General features: G+C 65.1%; 17 protein-coding genes. 6 read left to right on the top strand and 11 right to left on the bottom strand.

The window, feature by feature from the left end:
• Nucleotides 1-85: 85 nt before the first annotated feature.
• Complete coding sequence (locus tag NY78_RS12140; protein ID WP_197084241.1) at nucleotides 86-1,594, top strand: SGNH/GDSL hydrolase family protein; 1,509 nt, start codon at nucleotides 86-88, stop codon at nucleotides 1,592-1,594.
• A gap of 18 nt (nucleotides 1,595-1,612) precedes the next feature.
• On the opposite strand, the gene NY78_RS12135 is transcribed toward NY78_RS12140, so the two are convergent.
• Nucleotides 1,613-1,831 carry a hypothetical protein gene (locus NY78_RS12135; RefSeq protein WP_047960176.1) on the bottom strand — a complete coding sequence of 73 codons (219 nt, stop codon included), beginning with the start codon at nucleotides 1,829-1,831 and terminating at the stop codon, nucleotides 1,613-1,615.
• A gap of 181 nt (nucleotides 1,832-2,012) precedes the next feature.
• Between NY78_RS12135 and NY78_RS12130 the strand changes: the two genes are divergently transcribed.
• The 5 genes from NY78_RS12130 (at nucleotide 2,013) to NY78_RS12110 (ending at nucleotide 9,253) form a co-directional block, all read left to right on the top strand.
• The gene (locus tag NY78_RS12130; RefSeq protein WP_043636213.1) at nucleotides 2,013-3,263 is read left to right on the top strand and encodes an HDOD domain-containing protein; all 1,251 of its coding nucleotides are present in this window, start codon (nucleotides 2,013-2,015) and stop codon (nucleotides 3,261-3,263) included.
• Between the two features lie 27 nt (nucleotides 3,264-3,290).
• The gene (hemB, locus tag NY78_RS12125) at nucleotides 3,291-4,274 is read left to right on the top strand and encodes a porphobilinogen synthase (protein WP_043636210.1); all 984 of its coding nucleotides are present in this window, start codon (nucleotides 3,291-3,293) and stop codon (nucleotides 4,272-4,274) included.
• A 216-nt stretch (nucleotides 4,275-4,490) separates the two neighbouring features.
• Nucleotides 4,491-5,636: a heme b synthase gene (gene ahbD / locus NY78_RS12120; protein WP_043636207.1), complete on the top strand. Its 1,146-nt coding sequence runs from the start codon at nucleotides 4,491-4,493 to the stop codon at nucleotides 5,634-5,636.
• Nucleotides 5,637-6,143: 507 nt separating this feature from the next.
• The gene (locus NY78_RS12115; RefSeq protein ID WP_231583977.1) at nucleotides 6,144-7,652 is read left to right on the top strand and encodes a metallophosphoesterase; all 1,509 of its coding nucleotides are present in this window, start codon (nucleotides 6,144-6,146) and stop codon (nucleotides 7,650-7,652) included.
• A 401-nt stretch (nucleotides 7,653-8,053) separates the two neighbouring features.
• Nucleotides 8,054-9,253, top strand: coding sequence for an acyltransferase family protein (locus NY78_RS12110; protein ID WP_047960170.1), 1,200 nt, complete (start codon nucleotides 8,054-8,056; stop codon nucleotides 9,251-9,253).
• Nucleotides 9,254-9,439: 186 nt separating this feature from the next.
• Here NY78_RS12110 and leuS read toward each other — a convergent pair whose 3' ends face one another.
• From leuS to NY78_RS12060, 10 genes are all read right to left on the bottom strand, one after another.
• Complete coding sequence (gene leuS, locus NY78_RS12105; protein WP_043636204.1) at nucleotides 9,440-11,953, bottom strand: leucine--tRNA ligase; 2,514 nt, start codon at nucleotides 11,951-11,953, stop codon at nucleotides 9,440-9,442.
• A 70-nt stretch (nucleotides 11,954-12,023) separates the two neighbouring features.
• A complete protein-coding gene (nusB, locus tag NY78_RS12100; RefSeq protein WP_043636201.1) occupies nucleotides 12,024-12,500 on the bottom strand; it encodes a transcription antitermination factor NusB in 477 nt (158 codons plus the stop codon).
• A 12-nt stretch (nucleotides 12,501-12,512) separates the two neighbouring features.
• Complete coding sequence (gene ribH / locus NY78_RS12095; RefSeq protein ID WP_043636198.1) at nucleotides 12,513-12,983, bottom strand: 6,7-dimethyl-8-ribityllumazine synthase; 471 nt, start codon at nucleotides 12,981-12,983, stop codon at nucleotides 12,513-12,515.
• A 49-nt stretch (nucleotides 12,984-13,032) separates the two neighbouring features.
• Complete coding sequence (locus NY78_RS12090; protein ID WP_043636195.1) at nucleotides 13,033-14,256, bottom strand: bifunctional 3,4-dihydroxy-2-butanone-4-phosphate synthase/GTP cyclohydrolase II; 1,224 nt, start codon at nucleotides 14,254-14,256, stop codon at nucleotides 13,033-13,035.
• Between the two features lie 155 nt (nucleotides 14,257-14,411).
• Nucleotides 14,412-14,888 (bottom strand): VOC family protein, encoded by a 477-nt coding sequence (locus tag NY78_RS12085; RefSeq protein WP_043636193.1) that lies wholly within the window; start codon nucleotides 14,886-14,888, stop codon nucleotides 14,412-14,414.
• A 79-nt stretch (nucleotides 14,889-14,967) separates the two neighbouring features.
• Complete coding sequence (locus NY78_RS12080; RefSeq protein ID WP_043636191.1) at nucleotides 14,968-15,390, bottom strand: DUF4019 domain-containing protein; 423 nt, start codon at nucleotides 15,388-15,390, stop codon at nucleotides 14,968-14,970.
• Between the two features lie 42 nt (nucleotides 15,391-15,432).
• Nucleotides 15,433-16,086: a riboflavin synthase gene (locus NY78_RS12075; RefSeq protein ID WP_043636187.1), complete on the bottom strand. Its 654-nt coding sequence runs from the start codon at nucleotides 16,084-16,086 to the stop codon at nucleotides 15,433-15,435.
• A 194-nt stretch (nucleotides 16,087-16,280) separates the two neighbouring features.
• On the bottom strand, nucleotides 16,281-16,757 hold the full coding sequence (locus NY78_RS12070) for a methylated-DNA--[protein]-cysteine S-methyltransferase (RefSeq protein ID WP_043636184.1): 477 nt from the start codon (nucleotides 16,755-16,757) through the stop codon (nucleotides 16,281-16,283).
• A 237-nt stretch (nucleotides 16,758-16,994) separates the two neighbouring features.
• Nucleotides 16,995-17,804, bottom strand: coding sequence for a penicillin-binding transpeptidase domain-containing protein (locus NY78_RS12065; RefSeq protein ID WP_043636183.1), 810 nt, complete (start codon nucleotides 17,802-17,804; stop codon nucleotides 16,995-16,997).
• A gap of 93 nt (nucleotides 17,805-17,897) precedes the next feature.
• A complete protein-coding gene (locus NY78_RS12060; protein WP_047960169.1) occupies nucleotides 17,898-18,851 on the bottom strand; it encodes a TIGR01212 family radical SAM protein in 954 nt (317 codons plus the stop codon).
• Nucleotides 18,852-18,858: the final 7 nt, after the last annotated feature.

The following is an 18,858-nucleotide window of genomic DNA, read 5'->3' as shown; positions in this document are numbered from 1 at the left end:
CGGGATTGCGGAAACAGCAAAAGGCCGAGGGATGTCTCTTTCGGCCTTTTTTATTGGCGCGCGGGCCGCGCCGGGAGGCGCGGGCATGGGCAGGCGAGGGCGATGGGCGGGGGCGGCGGTATTGGCGGCGGTTGCGGCCTGGGCCTGGTTTGCCTTTTCCGGGCCGGACCCGGCGGCGCGTCTGGTCTGGCTTGACCACCACGCCTTTCGCAACGATCCGGCCGCCACGTTCGATCCTGTCCTTGGCTTTCGCCTCAGGCCAAGTGTGTCCCTGTACGGCTTTCGTCACAACGCGGCCGGGCTGGTCGGCGAGGAGATCGGGCCAAAGCGGCCCGGGACCGTGCGGGTGGCCTGCCTGGGCGGTTCGACCACCCTGGGGGCGGGGGTGGAGACCGACCGCTACGCCTATCCGGCCCTGCTCCAGGCCATGTTCGACCGCACCACCGGCGGCGTGCGTCGGGTTGAGGTCCTAAACGCCGGGGTGTTTGGCTACCACTCGCTGCACACCCCTTTGCGCGTGGCCGAACTGGGGGCGCTTGCCCCGGATGTCTACGTCATCATGGACGGGTTAAACGACCTCGACGCGGCCCGGTCCGTGCCCCTGGCCACCCTGGAGCGGGCGCGGCTGGGCCGGCTGGCCGGCTGGCGGCGCGATCTGGGCCGGCTGGCAGCCGGGGAGGACCGGCTGGCCGCCTCCCGAGTGCCCGGGATGCACGACCTGGAGGCCAAGTGGGCGCTTATCGGCTACCGGGACAATCTGGCCCAGGCCGTGTCCCTGGCCGAAAAGCAAGGCGCGGCCGTGCTCCTGGTGTCCGATCCCCTGCGCCTGGAAGCCCCGGAGGCCGGCACGGGCGGTCCCAATGCCGAACAGGCCCGACTCCTGGCCTTTGGCCGCACGGCGCTGCCGGCGGCGGCTGCGTCCGTGGCCGAGGCGACCGGGGCCGCCAGGCTTGATGTCCAGCCGGTTTTCGACGCCGCCCTGGCCTCGCCTGCGTCCGTCCGCCGGGTCTGGTCGGACAGCCTGCATCTCACCCGCTACGGCTATTTCCTGCTGGCCCGGCAGGTGTATCTGGCCCTGGCCGCCCGTGAACCGGCGGCGGCCGCCCTGGCCGGGGCACCGGTCCTGGACGACGCCCGGCTGGAGGCGGTCTGTCCCGAGTGCCTCGCCTGGCGGCCGGCCGATGGTTCCGGCCGGCCCAAGACGACCGAGGGCGCGGTCAGGGCCGTTGCCGTGACCAATCTCAAGGACAGCCCGGCCGATGCCGAGGGCTGGAGCAGCTTCAGCGTGGCCGAGGGGGGCGGGGCAGGGGAAATCGTGCTGCCGGTCCCGCCGACAGCCAGGAGCCTTCGGATCTATCCGCGCATCCAGGGACCCGGGGATGTCGTGGCCGTGGAGAGCGTGGCCCCGGACGGCGGGCGAACGGAAGTCTTTGCCCTGCGAAAGGGCACGGATGACGGCATCTGGTCGCCGGTTGGGGAATGGTATCGGCTGGCCTTGCCCGAGGGGGCCGACCGGCGGATCATGGTGCGGGTGACAGGCGAAAACGCCCAGGTGTTTCATCAGGGACCGGCGGTGCTGTTTGCCGACCCCTGAGATCCGGACGGGATGGGCTTAGTGGCGGATGTCGTGGCCGGCGGCGGCCTCGATGCGGGCCAGGGCCACTTCGGCCCGGCGGCGCATCCGGAACAGGGCGCGCATGCAGGTCAGGTCGTTTTCGGCCACGATGGCGCCAAGCGCCTCCATGGCAACGGCGAGGCGATCCTCGGCAGAGAGGGTTTCGCCAACAGTAACAGGCGTGGATTCGATTTCCTTGTCCGAAACAACAGCCATAACGTCCATCGTCTTTCCCCCGGGGCCCGTGCGGGCGTTTATTTTCCCGGCGGCTTGATACGCCCTGGGAGCTGCGCTGTAAAGCGTCTTCGGCGGTTGACCGTGCCCCGCAAAAAGGAATACTATCTTAAGGTACGTCTGGTCGCCCATCTGGCAGCGGCGACCGCGAAGGGGGAAAGCCGTGGCCTGGTTGCCCGTGGACGCCCTGGAATCCGGCATGAAGCTGGCCGCCGACCTCAAGGGGCCGGATGGTTCCATGCTTCTGCCCAAGGGCATTGTCCTTACTGAAAGCCATATCGCAAGTCTTCGTCGACGCGGGGTCACCCGGGCCGACGTGGGCGATGGTGCGGCCGACGCTCAAGGCGATGCCGCCAGCCTCGATCCGGCTTTCATTGAAGCGGCGGCCGGGGCTGTTGCCCGGCGTTTTGCGGCCAATGACACCGAATTTCCGGCCATAGCCGTCCTGTTTGAGGCCGCTGCGCTGCATCAGGCCCGGGAGCTGGCCCGGGGCATGCCGTTGCCGCCGGATTTTTTCCCCAGTCCCCAGGCCGAATCCTCCTCCGACCTGTTTTTCCGCGAGGAAGGCAGCGTCAAGGATCTGGTGGCCAGCGAGGTCAAGCTCGCCTCCTTCCCCGATATTTATTTCAAGATCCGCCAGGTGCTCGATTCGCCGGTCAGTTCGCCCTCCCAGGTGGCCGACGTCATCAGCAAGGACACAAGCCTGTCGGCCAAGCTCTTAAAGCTCGTCAACAGCCCGTTTTACGGTCTGCCCCATCGCATCGACTCCATTTCCCGGGCCGTCATGGTCATCGGCGGCCAGGAAATTTCCACCCTGGTGCTCGGTATCTCGGCCATCAATGCCTTCAAGGACATCCCCCCGGAACTGATCAACATGCGCACGTTCTGGGAACATTCCGTGGCGGTCGGCGTCTATGCCCGCCTCCTTGGCGCGGCGACCGGCCAGGGCGGGGCGGAGCGGCTGTTTGTGGCCGGCATTCTCCACGACATCGGACGGCTCGTGCTGTTTAAAAAGATGCCCCACGCCGCCGTGGAGGCCATTTACTACGCCAAGGCCAACGGGTTGCCCCTGTACGCCGCCGAAGAGGAAGTCATGGGCTTTGCCCATCCCCTTGTTGGCGGGCTGCTCCTTCGGGCCTGGAAATTTCCCGACGCCCTGGTGTCCTGCGTGGCCTGCCACCATAAGCCGGCCGGGTGCAAGGGCAGCCTGGAACCGGCCATCCTCCATGTGGCCGACGTCATGGCCGTGGCCATGGGGCTGGCGCCGCCGGCTTCGGCCACGGTGCCCATCCTCGACGTCGTGGCCTGGGAACGGTTGGGACTGGCCCCCGAACGTCTGGGCGAGCTGGCCGAAGAAGGCTTTGGCCAGGTCGACGAGATTGTCAGCGCCTTTTTCCCTGTTCGCAAAAGCTGAGACAACTCCCAACAACGAGGTCGTATCGTGTTTATCGGTGACTTCCACCGTGGCCGCAGACTGCGGCGCACGGCTCCCCTGCGCGAGATGGTCCGGGAAACCGAACTGCGGCCGGCCGATCTTATCCAGGGCTATTTCGTGGTCGACACCCCGGACGCCGGATTTGAAAAGCCGATCGGTTCCATGCCCGGCCAGTCCCAGTTTTCCGTGGAGCGGCTGGTTGCCAGGGTGGGGCGGGCCATGGATTTGGGGCTGCGTTCGGCCATTGTTTTCGGGTTGCCCGAGAAGAAAGATCCCATGGGCACCGGGGCCTACGCCGATGACGGCATTGTGCAGCGGGCCGTCATGCGCCTGAAGGAAACCTATCCCGAGCTCCTGGTGGTGACCGACGTGTGCCTGTGCGAATACACCAGCCACGGCCATTGCGGCGTGCTCGACGGGCACGGCGAGGTCTTAAACGACCCGACGCTCGATTTGCTGGCCAAGACGGCGGTCAGCCATGTCCGGGCCGGAGCCGACATCGTGGCCCCGTCGGACATGATGGACGGCCGGGTCGGGGCCATTCGCGCCGCCCTGGACGAGGCCGGCTTTGCCCATATCCCGGTCATGTCCTATGCCGTCAAATACGCCTCGGCCTTTTACGGGCCGTTTCGCGAGGCGGCCGAGAGCGCCCCGGCCTTTGGCGACCGGCGCGGCTACCAGATGGACCCGGCCAATTCCCGCGAAGCCCTGCGCGAGGCTGCGGCCGATCTGGCCGAGGGAGCCGACATCCTCATGGTCAAGCCGGCCATGCCCTATCTCGATATCCTGCGCCTCCTGCGCGACAACTTCGACACCCCCATCGCCGCCTATCAGGTGAGCGGGGAGTACGCCATGCTCAAAGCCGCCATTGCCAACGGCTGGCTCGACCCCAAGCTGGCGGTCCTGGAAGCCCTGCTCGGCATCAAACGGGCCGGCGCGGACATGATCATCACCTATTTCGCGGAAGAAGTGCTGCCCTGGATCAAGTAGGCCGGGGTGGTAGGCAAACGGTTGTCGCCATCATGAGGGCTGCGACGAGTCCCGGCATTGGCCGGGGAGGTCGCAGCCCTTCAATCGTTGGGCCCCTCCTCCCCGCACCTTGCCTCACCCGGCCCAACCATTATATCAAGCGAACCGTCGCGGGAACACGCCGCGTCAAATCCCGACCAAGGAGGACGCCGGGAGGCCTGTCCCGGCGCATCGCATATGCAGCATCCCCATGCCAAAGGTCCCGGCCATCCGGGCGGCAGTGATCCTCTCGGCCACCCGGGGGGCCATCCCCAGGCCACCGGCCCGGCCGGCGCGCCGCCCCTTCGCCTCATTGCCTGGGAAGTCACCCGGGCCTGCAACCTGGCCTGCAAACACTGCCGGGCCGAGGCCTGCCTCGATCCCTGGCCCGGCGAATTCGACACCAAAGACGCCAAGGCCCTCATTGACACCTTCCCGGAAACCGGCAGCCCCATCATCATCTTCACCGGCGGCGAACCGCTCCTGCGCCCGGACATCTTCGACCTCGTGCGCCATGCCCGCAGCCACGATCTGCGCTGCGTCATGGCCCCCAACGGCACGCTCATTACCCCGGAAAACGCCCGGGAAATAAAGGCCAGCGGCATCGCCCGCTGTTCCATCTCCATCGACGCCCCCACAGCCGCCGACCACGACGACTTCCGGGGCGTGCCCGGAGCCTTCGAAGGAGCCCTTCGCGGCATCGAGTACTTGAAGTCGGCCGGCATGGAGTTTCAGATCAACACCACCGTGACCCGGCACAACATGGGGAACTTCAAGGAAATCTTCAAACTGGCCGAAAAACTCGGGGCCGCCGCTTGGCACATCTTCCTGCTGGTCCCGACCGGCCGGGCCGCCCAGCTCGGGGCCGAAATCATCACGGCCAAGGAATACGAGGAAGTGCTCAACTGGTTTTACGACTTCCGCAAAACCACGAACATGCACTTAAAAGCCACCTGCGCCCCGCATTATTACCGGATCATGCGCCAGCGGGCCAAGGCCGAGGGCGTCCCCGTCACCCCGGACACCTTCGGCATGGACGCCATGACCCGCGGGTGCCTGGGCGGCACCGGCTTCTGCTTCATCTCGGCCATAGGCCAGGTCCAGCCCTGCGGCTACCTCGATCTCGACTGCGGCCAGGTGCGCGAGAAACCGTTCCCGGAAATCTGGCGCACCTCCCGGCAGTTCCTCCAGTTTCGCAACAAGGACGATTACGAGGGCAAGTGCGGCGTGTGCCAGTACCACCGCGTCTGCGGCGGCTGCCGGGCCAGGGCGCAAACCATGTCCGGCAACTACATGGCCCCGGAGCCGCTTTGCGACTACACCCCGCCCAAGGCAGACAAGTAGAAGACTGGAGAGAGAAGAGGGAGAGGAAGAATGCCTCCGGCGGCCAAAGGGACTGAGTCCCTTTGGAATCCCCTCCTGGGGTTGGTTTGATTTGACCGGGGACGCTGCCAAATAGGCGGTCGGAAGTTCGGCAAGAGAAGATGGGAAAAGAGGCGGGGCCGTGCCCTGCGGCGTTTGACCTTGACGAGAACCACCGTTGTTGCGCCAGCCGGCAGCGCACCCCGGCGTCCTTTTGAGCGCGGGCTGGATGGGCTGATGCGCCGGCGGCATTGCCGTAAACCACCAAGCGGGGACCGCAGCGTTGCGGTCCCCGCTTTTTTGCGTCCCGGGACTGGGGCCGAAGAGTGCCCGGTCCTGGCCGGGAAAGAAACGGCCGGGATGAATGATGTGGCCCAATGGCCTTGTCAGGTCGCCGCCGGCATGGGAGAAATGGAAACGGATTTGTGGCGGCCGGGGGCACATGGGGTGATCAATCGGTCGGACATGGCGAGGCACGGGGGAGGGTGTATGCGGGACGGTTTGTTAAGCGGTGGACAGGGGATGCCTGGAGAGAGACCTGGGAACGGGATTTTTCGGCCGTTGCGGCTCTTGGGCACGGTCTTGGCGCTGTGTCTGGCCGTGCTGGCGGTTTCGGCCCAGGGACAGGCCCACGCGGCCAAGGCTTCCGGGACGGGTTGTCCCGACGGGCCGGCGACCTCCTATACGGCGTCCAGTGCCGGGGCGGCCGGGACCTTTGCGCTGTTTTCCGATGTCCACTTCACCCCGTTTGCCGCCCCGGCCCTGGTGCCAGCCCTGGTCACGGCGCCGGTGGCCGAGTGGCGCGAGATTTTGTCCAAAGCGCCGGCCGGGCTCTCGCCCTATGGCCAGGACACCAATGACGCGCTTTTGCAGTCGTTTTTAGACGACATGGCCGAGCAGGTTCCCCATCCGGATTTCATCCTGTTCCCCGGCGACCTGCTGTGCCATCAGTTTTGGGAGCTCTATCCAAAGCTGACCGGCGACCACACCCAGGCCGGCCTGGAAGCCTTCATCCAGAAAACCGTGGAATATTTTTTTGGGGAAGTGGCCCGCCGTTACCCCGGCGTTCCGATCTACGCGGCCCTTGGCAACAACGACAGCGTGGAAGGCGACTACCGCATCCGCCCGGAGAGCCCCTATCTGGCGCTGACCGCCCAGGCCATGGCCCTGCTGTTGCCAAACGAGGCGTCGCGGGCGGATTTTCTCGGCACCTATCCGCAATACGGGTGTTATGCCGTGACCCTGCCCGAAGCCGGCGGTCTGCGGCTGATAGTGCTCAACAACATCTTTTGGTCGGTCAAATACCCGGACGCCAGCCTTGGCGCGCCCGTTGCGGCCTTCCTGGAGCGTGAACTGTCCGGGGCCAGGGCGCGGGGCGAGAAGGTCTGGGTCATGGCCCATATCCCCCCCGGCGACGATGCCCTGTCCGATGTTCGCAAAGCAGCCGACCAGGGCGCGCCCCGGTACAAGCCGTTTCTGGTCGAGTCCCAAAATGATGCGTATGTCCGGCTGCTCACCGATTACGCCACAAGCATCCGGGCCTCGTTTGCCGGCCATGTCCACCGCGACGATGTGCGCCTTTTTACAACGCCGGACGGGAAGCCTGCGGGCGGGATGCGTCTGGCCCCGTCCATCTCGCCGATAACCGGCAATAATCCGGGCTATCAGGCCTACACCTATGACCGCGACACCCTGGCCGTCCTTGACGTGACCACCTATTCCCTGGATCTGGCGGCGGGAAAAGGCTGGCGGCAGGAGTACGAGTACGCCGAGACCTATGGCCGGGGGCTTCGTGATCCGGGCGATTGGCAGGCCACCTACCGCGATCTGGGCACGTGTCCGGCCCGACGGGCAGCGTATGCCCGGTTTTTCGATCTGGGGAGCAAGCATGTCGACGACGTGACCGAGGCGGATTTTCCGGACTTCTGGCGGGCTATGGCCGCGCCGACCCGGACGGTCTGGGAAACCTGGAAGGCTCCTGGAGCGATTGTCCGGTAGGGTCGGGTTCAGGCAGGAGGCTTGGCCAGAGTCTTGGCAAGCCGCAGCCATGGCTTGCAACAAACGGCACGGGGGCGACGGTCGGCTCGGACCCGGCCCCTCGCGTCTCCTGACACCCTTGACACAGGGGCCAGTTCTTCCGCACAAGGCTGGTCCCGGTGGTCCCGGCGATGTGGCCCAAGGTGCGAGCCTTGGGCCATGGCGGCACGGGAGCGTCCCCAAGCGACCGCTGCGTCCGGCCTGGGTCTCGAAAAAGGGCCGAGGCCGGCCAGGACTTTCTTCTTTGTAACCTGGCTACCGCCGCCGGCGACGCTTCCGGCATGGCAGTAGCGATTCCACCCTCCCGTGCCGTCCGGCGACGCTCTCGCCCAGGACCGGTCCCTTCTTCCCGGAGTGTATCCTTGTCCGCTTCCTTTCCTGCAAAAGGCCGGTTGATCCCGTGTCGCGGTCCGGTCGATGCCGCCGTATCGGCGCGCATCGACGTGTTGCGCATCATTTTGATCGGGCTTATCGTTTTGTGTCACGGCGGCCGGTTCCTCGGCAGCCTCATTCCCTTTGCCAACCCGGGGACGGAGTTTGCCGCCACAGCCTTCAACCGGGGGCCGGCCTGTCTGGCCGTGCCGCTTTTTTTCTGTATTTCCGGCTATCTGCTGTTGCGAAAGCTCGAACTGACCCCAGCGGGCTATGCCGGCCTCATGGCGAAAAAGTTTCTGGCCATTGGTGTGCCGTTTCTCCTGTTTAACGGCATCTGGATCGTCTGGCTGCTCACTGTCGGCAGCATTGAAAACTTCGGCGGGCGTTCCTATTTGCTGGAGGCCGGCATTGGGACGAAGCTCTTTGGTTTGGGCACGTCGCCGCTGAACTATCCGCTGTGGTTTCTACGCGACCTGCTTAAGATCATTGCCTTCACGCCGTTTTTCCTGCTTTTTTTCCGAAGGATACCGTATCTCGGCCTGGGGCTGCTGCTGGCCCTTTGGTTTCTGGAGAGTCCGGCCGACGAATACGGCCTGGCCGGGTTTGCCTTCTGGTTTTACCTTGGCGGCTTGCTGGCCCGCAGCCGGGTGGATGTGGGGAAGACGGCGCCCCTGGATTGGTGGCTGCTGCCGCTGTTTGCCCTGGCCACGGTCCTGGTGGGGCTGGCTCCCTGGCTTGGGCAGGATGTGTACGCCTATGCGGCGCTCAAAAAGGTCTATCAGCTGGTGGGCGTGGCGGCCCTGTGGAGCCTGTCGCGCCAGTCCTGGCTGGCCGGCAATGCCCTGCTGCACCGGCTGGCCGCCTACAGCTTTTTCATCTTTTTAACCCACGAACCGACCGTGTCGGTGTTGCAGTCGCGCTTGCTGGCCTTGTGGCAGCCGACCACCGGCCCGGGGCAGATGGTCGCCTTCTTCCTGCCGGGCCTTGTGGCCATAATTGTCCTGTACGGGCTGGGCCGGGTCCTGTCGCGGACTTTGCCGGGGCTCTACGCGGTGGCCACCGGCGCGGTGCTCAAGCGGCGAAACCCTGGCCCCAAGGAGCCGGCGCGAAATCCGCTTTCCGTTTCCGGCTGCGTGGCCGGCGGCTTGTTGCCGCCCGAGGCGGCTGTCGAGCGGGACGGGAGCTAGGCGGTGGTTGGCGCGACGGCCCCGCCCCAGCCGGACGCAAAAAAGCCGGAGGACGACCATCCTCCCGGCTTTTTTCTTGTATTAGCTCACGACGAGTGGCGCTGCACCCCGTTCCCCTTTGCAGGGGTCCGGGGGGATCATCCCCCCGGCCGCCGGAGGCATTCCCCCTGTCTCATACCCTCTTGGTTAGTTTGCCACCACGTTGACCAGCTTGCCCGGCACGACGATCACTTTGCGGATGGTCTTGCCTTCGATGTGCTTGAGCACGTTGGGCTCGGCCAGGGCGGCGCGTTCCACGTCTTCTTTGGAGGCGTCCCGGGCCACGGTGAGCTTGCCGCGCAGCTTGCCGCACACCTGGATGACGATTTCCACCTCGTCGGTCACCAGGGCCGAGGGGTCGTGGGCCGGCCAGGGCTGCTCGATCAAAAGCTTCGTGTGGCCGATGGCCTGCCACAACTCCTCGCAGATGTGCGGGGCGATGGGCGAGAGCACGGCCAGCAGCGTGCCGACGGCCGAGGACACGGCTTTGGCCCCCTTGGGTTCGGCCCGCAGGGCGTCGACATTGGCATAGAGGAAGTTGACCAGCTCCATGGCTGCGGCAATGGCCGTGTTGAACTGGAAGCGTTCGCGGATGTCGGCCCCGGCCTTGGCGGCCGTGGCATGTTCGCGGCGGCGCAGCTCGGCAAAGATCGGGGGCAGCGCGTCGATGGCCAGGCTTGCAGCCGGGGAGCACGGGGCAACGGGCGAAAGCAGGCCGGACAGTTCGTCGGTGACCAGCCGCCACAGGCGCGACAGGAAGCGCGACGCGCCTTCGATGCCGGTGTCGCTCCACTCCAGGTCCTTTTCCGGGGGCGCGGCGAAGAGGATGAACACGCGCACCGTGTCGGCCCCGTACTTGGCGATCATGATGTCCGGGTCCACCACGTTGCCCTTGGACTTGCTCATCTTCGAGCCGTCCTTGATGACCATGCCCTGGGTCAGCAGGTTGGCAAAGGGCTCGTTAAAGGCGACCAGCCCGCAGTCGCGCAGGGCTTTGACGAAAAAGCGGGAGTAGAGCAGGTGCAAAATGGCGTGCTCAATGCCGCCGATGTACTGGTCGACCGGCAGCCAGTAGGCCAGCTCGGCCGGATCAAACGGCCGATCCTGCTCCCGGGCCGAGGCGTAGCGGGCGAAATACCAGGAGGACTCGAAGAAGGTATCAAGCGTATCCGTCTCGCGCCGGGCCTTGCCGCCGCAGGTGGGGCAGGCGACCTCGTAAAAGGACGGCGAATGGGGCAGGGGCGAGCGGCCGTCGGGCATAAGGGCCAGATCGCGCGGCAGTTCCACCGGCAAATCGACGTCGGGCACGGGCACAATGCCGCACGTGTCGCAGTAGATGACCGGAATGGGCGCGCCCCAGTAGCGCTGGCGCGAGATGTTCCAGTCGCGCAGGCGGTAGTTGATGCTTTTTTTGCCGCGTCCGGACCCGTCGAGCCAGTCGATGATGGCGCTCTTGGCCGCCTCGTTTGGCATGCCGGTAAATTCGCCCGAGGCGACGAGCAGGCCCGGTTCGGTGTAGGCCGCTTCCAGGGCCGCCGCGTCAAGCGTCTCGCCTTCTGGCTGGATGACGACGGCCAGGGGCAGGTCGTATTTGCGGGCGAATTCGAAGTCGCGCTGGTCGTGGGCCGGCACGGCCATGACCGCGCCGGTGCCGTAGCCCATAAGCACGAAGTTGGCCACGTAGATGGGAATCTGCTTCCCCGTGGCCGGATTGATGCAGTACGCGCCGGTAAACACGCCTTCTTTTTCCAGGTCGTCGGCCGAGCGCACGATGCGGTCGAGGTTTCGGACCTTGTCCACAAAGGCCGCAACCGCCGCTTCCTGGGGCTTGCCGGCAATGAGGGCCGGCACGAGCGGATGCTCGGCGGCCAGGCTCATGAAGGTGGCCCCGAAAAGGGTGTCCGGCCGGGTGGTGAAGACCGTGACGCCGTCCGCTCCGGCCACCGGCTCGGCCAGGGCGAAGGTGAGTTCCGCGCCAACCGATTTGCCGATCCAGTTGCGCTGCATGGTGAGCACGCGCTCGGGCCAGCCGCCGACCAGGGTTTCCAGGTCGGCGAGCAGTTCTTCGGCATAGTCGGTGATGCGCAAAAACCACTGTTCCAGGTCTTTTTGGACCACGGGCTTGTCGCAACGCCAGCAGCAGCCGTCGATGACCTGTTCGTTGGCCAGCACCGTGCCGCAGGTTTCGCACCAGTTCTGGGGCGAGTGTTTGCGGTAGACCAGGCCCTTTTCCAGAAATTTGAGGAAAAAGCGCTGCTCGTGGACGTAGTAGCCGGGGTGGCAGGTGGCGATTTCGCGCCGCCAGTCATAGGAATAGCCCAGACGCTGCAACTGGACGCGCATGGAATCGATGTTGGAGATGGTCCAGGCGGCCGGATGGAGCTTGTGCTTGATGGCGGCGTTTTCCGCCGGCATGCCAAAGGCGTCCCAGCCCATGGGATGGAGTACGTTGTGGCCTTCCATGCGCTTGAACCGGGCCACCACGTCGCCAATGGAGTAGTTGCGCACATGGCCCATATGGATGCGCCCCGAGGGGTAGGGGAACATTTCCAGGACGTAGTACTTGGGCCGGGACGGATCGGCTTCCACGTGGAAGTGGCCGCCGTCCTCCCAGATGCGTTGCCATTTGGTTTCGACGTCCTCGGGCACATATCTGCTCATGGGGAAATGCTCCTTGGCGATACGGTCGGCAGCGACCGGCTCCAGTCGTTTTTCGTGACGCGGGAACCGATTACAAGTCTTTTTGGATCTCGAACTCGCCGCTGTCAACGGCCTTGGCAATGGCGTCGAGGATGCCGTTTATGAAGTTGCGCGAGTTTTCGTCGCCATAGCGTTTGGCCAGTTCGATGCCTTCGTTGAGCGACACCCGCAGCGGTATATCGGGCCGTTTGAGGATTTCGTACACGGCCAGCCGCAGGATGGTCAGCTCCACCTTGGCGATGCGGGCGATTTTCCAGTTCTTGGAAAAGCGCACGATCAAGGCGTCGATGTCGGTCTGGTTTTGCCACACGCCCTGGACCAGCTCCCAGGCGAACTGCTGGCCGGCGGGATCGTCGCCCTCGGCCACGTCGTGGGGGCAGTGGCGAAAGACGCGCAGAAGCGACCGTTCATCAACAGCGGACTCGAAAATCAGGCCGTAGAGGCACTCGAAGGCCTGCTTGCGGGCCTTGCGGCGGGAAGCCGGCTTTTTCTCTTCAGGTTCTGGCATAGTGGGCTTCGGTTAGATTTGCTCCAGGACACGGACCATTTCCAGCACGGCGGCTGCCGCCTCAACGCCTTTGTTGCCGGCCTTGCTGCCGGCCCGCTCGATGGCCTGTTCCAGGGTGTCGACGGTGAGTACGCCAAACCCGACCGGCACGTTGGTCTCGAGCATGACATGGGCCAGACCCTTGACGCACTCGTTGGCCACGTAGTCAAAATGCGGCGTGGCTCCGCGGATGACCGCGCCCAGGCAGATGACGCCGTGGTAGGCCCCCGAGGCGGCCAGCTTCTTGGCGGCCAGGGGAATCTCGAACGCGCCGGGCACGCGCACGATGGTGATGCCGGCCCGGTCGCCGCCGTGGCGGGTCAGGTAATCCACGGCCCCGCCGACGAGGCGGTCGGTGATGAAATCGTTAAAGCGCCCGGCCACCAGGGCGAACTTGAGTCCCTTGGCGTCGAGCTGTCCCTCGATGGTGCTCACGTGCTGCATGGCGATTCTCCCGGACGGTTGCCCGTCGTTTCTTGCTGGCGTTAGGTCGTTATTTGGCCGGGGCGCAGTCCGGCAGGGTCAGGATGTGGCCCATGCGGTCGCGCTTGGTGGTCAGATAGCAGGTATTTTCGGAGCAGGGGCAGGTCTCGATGGGCACCCGGTCCACCACTTCCAGGCCGTAACCTTCCAGACCAACGATCTTTTTGGGATTGTTGGTCATAAGGCGCATCTTGCGCACGCCCAGTTCCACCAGGATCTGCGCGCCGGTGCCGTATTCCCGCAGATCGGCCTTGAAGCCGAGCTTGAGGTTGGCTTCCACGGTGTCGAGTCCCTGGTCCTGGAGGGCGTAGGCCTTGATCTTGTTGCCAAGACCGATGCCCCGGCCTTCCTGGCGCATGTAGAGGATGACGCCCTTGCCCTCGTCCTCGATCATGCGCATGGCCTGATGCAGCTGGTTGCCGCAGTCGCAGCGCAGCGATCCGAACACGTCGCCGGTCAAACATTCGCTGTGGACGCGCACCAGCACCTCTTCGCCCGGGGCGATGTCGCCCTTGACCAGGGCGATGTGGGTCTTTTTATCCGAACTGGCCTCAAAGGCGATGGCCCGAAACGAGCCAAAGGCCGTGGGCAGGGCGGCGTCGGCCACCTTGGTGACGGCCGTGTGGCCAAAGCGCATCCGGTAGCGGATGAGATCGGCCACGGTTGCGATCTTGATATTGTGCTTCTCGGCGAATTCGACCAGGTCCGGCATGCGGGCCATGTTGCCGTCTTCGCGCATGATTTCGCAGATGACCGCAGCCGGCTTGAGTCCGGCCAGACGAGCCAGGTCCACGCTGCCTTCGGTCTGGCCGGCGCGGTCAAGGACGCCGCCTTCCCGGGCGCGCAGCGGAAAAATGTGGCCCGGGGTGACCAGATCCTCGGGCACGGCCCCGTCGGCCACGGCCGAAAGAATGGTCGTTGCCCGGTCAAAGGCGGAAATGCCGGTGGAGACGCCGACCTTGGCCTCGATGGACACGGTAAAGCCGGTGCCAAAGGGCGACTTGTTGTCCTCGGTCATCATGGGCAGGCCGAGCTGGTCCACGAGGTTGGGGGCCAGCGACAGGCAGATGAGGCCCCGGCCGTGGGTGGCCATGAAATTGATGAGTTCCGGGGTGACCTTTTCGGCGGCAACGGTGAGGTCGCCTTCGTTTTCGCGGTCTTCGTCGTCGACGAGGATGATCATCCGGCCGGCGCGGATTTCCTCGATGGCTTCATCGATGGGGGTGATGTGCATCTTGCGTATACCTCGTTTGGGCCGGCCTGGGGCGACCGGCTCCATGGGGGAAAGACCAAAGACCCGGTTTGGGCCGGGGCAAAGGGGAGGCAATCTACTTCAGGGACGCTGGCAAGGCAAGCAGTCGGAAATAGCAGGAGAAAACGTCGGCAGACTCAGCCGCCCAGCACCATGCGGACAAATCCCTCGGGCATCATGGTGGCCCCGGCGATCTCCACCGGGCCAAGGCCGGTGTCATGGAGGCGCAAAATGACGGCGTCCATGGGTTCGGCCACCTCGACGATATGGCCGTCCGGGTCGCGCAGGCGAAAGGCGCGCTGGCCCCAGGGGGCCTTTTTCAAGGGATGGATGACTTCGGCCCGGGTCATGACGCGCTCAAAGGCGTCTTCGATGGCGGCGTCCTCGAAATAGAGCTCCAGATTGTCGCGGCCCATGGGACCGTGCGGGGCGGCGGCGTCCTCGTCGAAAACGATGCGCCGGGCCGTGGCCGTGGCCCACAGGCAGAAGTGCGGATAGGCGACATAGCCGGCCAGCACATGGACCGGACTCTGGCCGAGCACTTCTTCGTAAAAAAGCCGGGCGCGGTCCATATCGGCCACAAAAAGGCACACGCTGCGGTAGTCGATGGGCATGGGCGAAATCCTCGTACTCAAACGTCCCAAGGCGGGCGATGCGGGGGTGATCGCCCGGCCCGGTCGCGCCGAGCGCGCGTTAGCGGATAAAATAGCCGGCGGCGCGCCAGGAGCCGTCCTTGTCCTGCATGAAGGTCACGGTTTCGACGGCGGCTTTCTTGTTGGCAAAGACCGTGTCGAAGGTCATCACCACATAGTTGCCGTCCGGAGCGCCGGGCAGCGAGGTTGCGCTCTTGGCCGACTTCACGGTCCGGGAGGTCGCCGCGCCCAGGGGCGTGCGGACGCCGGCCAGGGCGGCGTCCCAGTCTTTTTCGGCAACGGCGCCGCGAAAAAAGCTCGAAGCGTTCTGCCAGCTTTCAGGATAGCGGCCGGCATCGCACAGGGCCAACCATTTGGTGGCCGCAGCCAGGGCCGCATTGTCTTGGTCTGCGGGCGTTTGGGCGAAGGCCAGACCCGAATTCAACGCTGCCGCAAGAAAAAAGGCGAGAAACAACATTTTCATGGCATTCCCCTCTCGGTCAGAACCGGCGTGGCGACGCGCCCGCTAAAATCCGTGCTCCCGCAAAAACGCCTCGGAAATCTTCGACGCTTTGCCGTTCTTGGCGTCCTTCCACGGCCCAAGCATGCGCAGCACGTACTTGCCGAGCATGTCCGTCTCCAGGTTGACCACGACGCCGGGCTTCCAGCCGGCAATGGTCGTGGCTCCCTGGGTGGACGGGATGATGTTGACGGTTAAAAAACCGTCGCCGCACTCGTTGACCGTGAGGCTAATGCCGTCCAGGGCCACGGACCCTTTGGGGACCACGAACATCGAATTTTCTTCGGGAAACGTAATTTTGTATTGAACGGACTGGCCAGCCGGGGTCACGGATTCCACTTCGGCCAGACAATCGACGTGGCCGGACACCAGATGCCCGCCCAGACGGTCGCCAAGGGCCAGGGCGCGCTCCAGATTGACCGTGCCGCCAATTTTCAGAGCGCCCAGATTGGAGCACGACAGCGTCTCGCCCGAGGCATAGGCGGTAAATTCCCGTTGGCCGGCCGTCTCCACGGTCAGGCAGGTGCCATTGACGGCAATGGATTCGCCCAAAACAATGTTGTCCAGCGCAAAGAGCGCCTTGATGCGAAACCGCGTCTCATCGCCGCGCGCCTCAACGGCCGCAATCCGGCCCAACCCCATAACCAGTCCCGTAAACATAGAAAAATCCTATCCTTATCACCCGTCTCTCTTCCCCTTTGCAGGGGTCCGGGGGTGAGTAGCCCCGGCGGGTCCGGGCAGCGCCCGGTCTTTGGCCGCGTGCCGCATCCGCGCAAGGGAAAACGACAAGTCCGCATGCCAACAGCCTGAAAACCAGCGTTTTTTATAAAAAATACTACCGTATTTTTTATGGTTCAGGCCGCCCCTTCGAGTTCCAGCAGATATTGTTTCATGTCGATGCCCGGCCCGAAGCCGGTGAGCGCGCCGCTGGTTCCGACCACCCGGTGGCAGGGGAAGATCAGCGGAAACCGGTTGTTGGCCATGACCCGGCCGATGGCCCGGGCTGCTTTGGGGCGTCCGACCCGGGCGGCCAGCCATCCGTAGCTGACCTTCTGCCCGGCCGGCACCTTGGCCAGTTCCGTCAGCACCTGCCGCGTAAATTCCGTCGTCCCGTCCCAGGCATAGGGCAGCTCCGGCCAGTGGCAGCCTTCGCCGGCCACATACCGGGCCAGCGCCGCCTGCACGGCCTCGCCGGCCGGGGTGCGCAGCTCCAGGCTCTTACCCTCGGCCCAGGACAGCTTCAGCCCCGCAACCGTGTCGCCATTCCAAACGATTTCCAGGGCCAACGGCCCGGCCAGACAGGTCTCAATGGTGGAAGTGGATGTGGACATGGTGTGCGCCTCCGGCGGCCGGGGCTTTGCCCCGGACCCCACCGGGGGAATGATTCCCCCGGACCCCGCAATGGGGGATCGTTGGGGTGCTTGTACGATATTTTATCCCGCCTTGCCATCTTCCCGGATCCACCTGGCTTGGGGCGGCTTTTAGGGCCGGACGCTTCGTCCGGCCCCAAACGACGCCCCAGGACGGGAGGGTCTGGGAGGGGGTGACCCCCTCCCAGCATCTCTATTTCATTGCATGATCCCCTCGCCACGCAAAATGGCCATGGCCACGTCTTTGCGGGCGGCTAGCGGGGCGGCGGCGTCGGGGTGGGGGACGGCGAGGTTCAGGGCGAAGTACCAGGTGTCCGGGCCGCGGTTGACCAGGCCGACGTACCAGGCTGTGCCGGGCTGGATGCGGGCGGTCAGGCCGGTCTTGGCCCGAAGGGTAGTCTGGCCGGTTTGCCCGACGATCATGATGTCAAGGACGGCGTCGATGGCGGCGTTGCCAAAGGGGAGCTGGCGATGGTGGAGCCGTTTGAGGAACTCGATTTGCTCAAGGGCCGAGATGCGCAGCCCGCCGCTTAACCAGAACTGGTCGATGCCGCCGGCAATTGAGGCATTGCCGTAGTTGCAGGCGACCACGTACCAGGCCATGCGCTCGGGACCGATGCGCCGGGCGATGTCCTGGTAGATCGGCACGCAGGACAGGGCAAAGGCTTGGCGCAGGGTCAGGTCGGCGTTCCAGGCTGGCAGAAACCGGGGCTGGCCGTCGTAGGGAAAGACTTCTTCCGGTCCGGAGACGACGCCGGTTTCCAGGGCGATGAGCGAATTGAGGATCTTGAAGGTGGAGGCGGGAAGGAAGGGCGTGGCGGCGCGTTTGGCGTCGTAGACCAGGATTTCAGGCGCGCCGTCTTTTTGGAGCGCCATGGTTCCGGCGACGCCGGCGGCAGCGAAGTGGGCCTGCCAGTCCGGGCGTTCGACCAGGGCTGGCGCGTCGCCGGCCTGGGCGGCCGGGACGGCCAGCAGGAAAAGGGTAAGGAGCAGGGTGGCGTGTCGCATGGGTGTTGCCTTGTTGTGGTGCCGATTGCTTGCTGCGGTTCCAGGTGAAATTGCTCATTGCAGATTGTCAGCCAACGCCAACAAGGTTTCCCATCAAGGGGGTCCGGGGGGGATTATCCCCCCCGGCCGCCGGAGGCATTTCCCCGTCTTCCTCTCCATCCCCTGCCAAATATCCTCACGCTCCAGGCGCTCGGCAATATCGCGCAAGATTCCCTGTTTGTCGGCGGCCCAGGCCGGGGCGAGGAGTTCGCCGGGGGCGGGGTCGGCGTTCTGGCGTTCGATGGCGACCTGGACGGGCAGGCGGGCGATGGCCCGGCAGACGGCCGTAACATAGTCTTCCCGGGCCATGGGGACGTAGCCGCCGGCGGCGTAGAGGGCGGCCAGGGGCGAGCCGGCCACGACCAGGGTGTTGTGGAGTTTGACGCCGGCAATGGGCAGGGCGGCGACGAAATCGACGGTGGCCAGGAAATCGGCCACGGACTCGCCGGGCAATCCGGCCATGACGTGGGCGGTGACGGACAGGCCGGCGGCGGCGGCGTCGATCGTGGCCCGGGCGAAGTCGGCGGCGGTATGGCCCCGGTTGATGCGGGTGAGCGTGGCGTCGTTGGCCGATTGCAGGCCCAGTTCCAGGCGGACGTGGGCGACCGGCGCGGCGGCCAGGAGCTTTATTTTTTTATTATTTAAGCAGTCTGGCCGGGTCCCCAGGCAAATCCCTTCAATGTCAGGGAGTTGGGCCATTTCGGCCAGGAGCGCGGCCAGGCGTTCGGGCGGTCCGTAGGTGTTGGAGAAGGACTGGAGGTAGGCCAAAAGGGCCTCATTGCGTCTTCTGGCCGGTTGGGACAGCACAGCCCATTGCGCCCGGAGGCCGAAGCCTTTAAGGTGCAATCCCGTCCCCGATCCGGCCGCGTTACAAAACAGACAGCCGTTTTGGGACAGTGCCCCGTCCCGGTTGGGACAGGAACTCCCGGCATCAAGCGGAATCTTTTTGGCCCGACGGCCGAATATGGCTCGGAAGGCCTGGGAAAGTGTTCTGACGCGGGGCGGCATGGCAGGT

Source organism: Desulfovibrio sp. TomC (genome assembly GCF_000801335.2).
Classification (GTDB): Bacteria; Desulfobacterota; Desulfovibrionia; order Desulfovibrionales; family Desulfovibrionaceae; genus Solidesulfovibrio.
The sequence above is the reverse complement of the archived record's forward strand: the minus strand, read 5'-3'. Positions and strand labels throughout refer to the sequence as shown.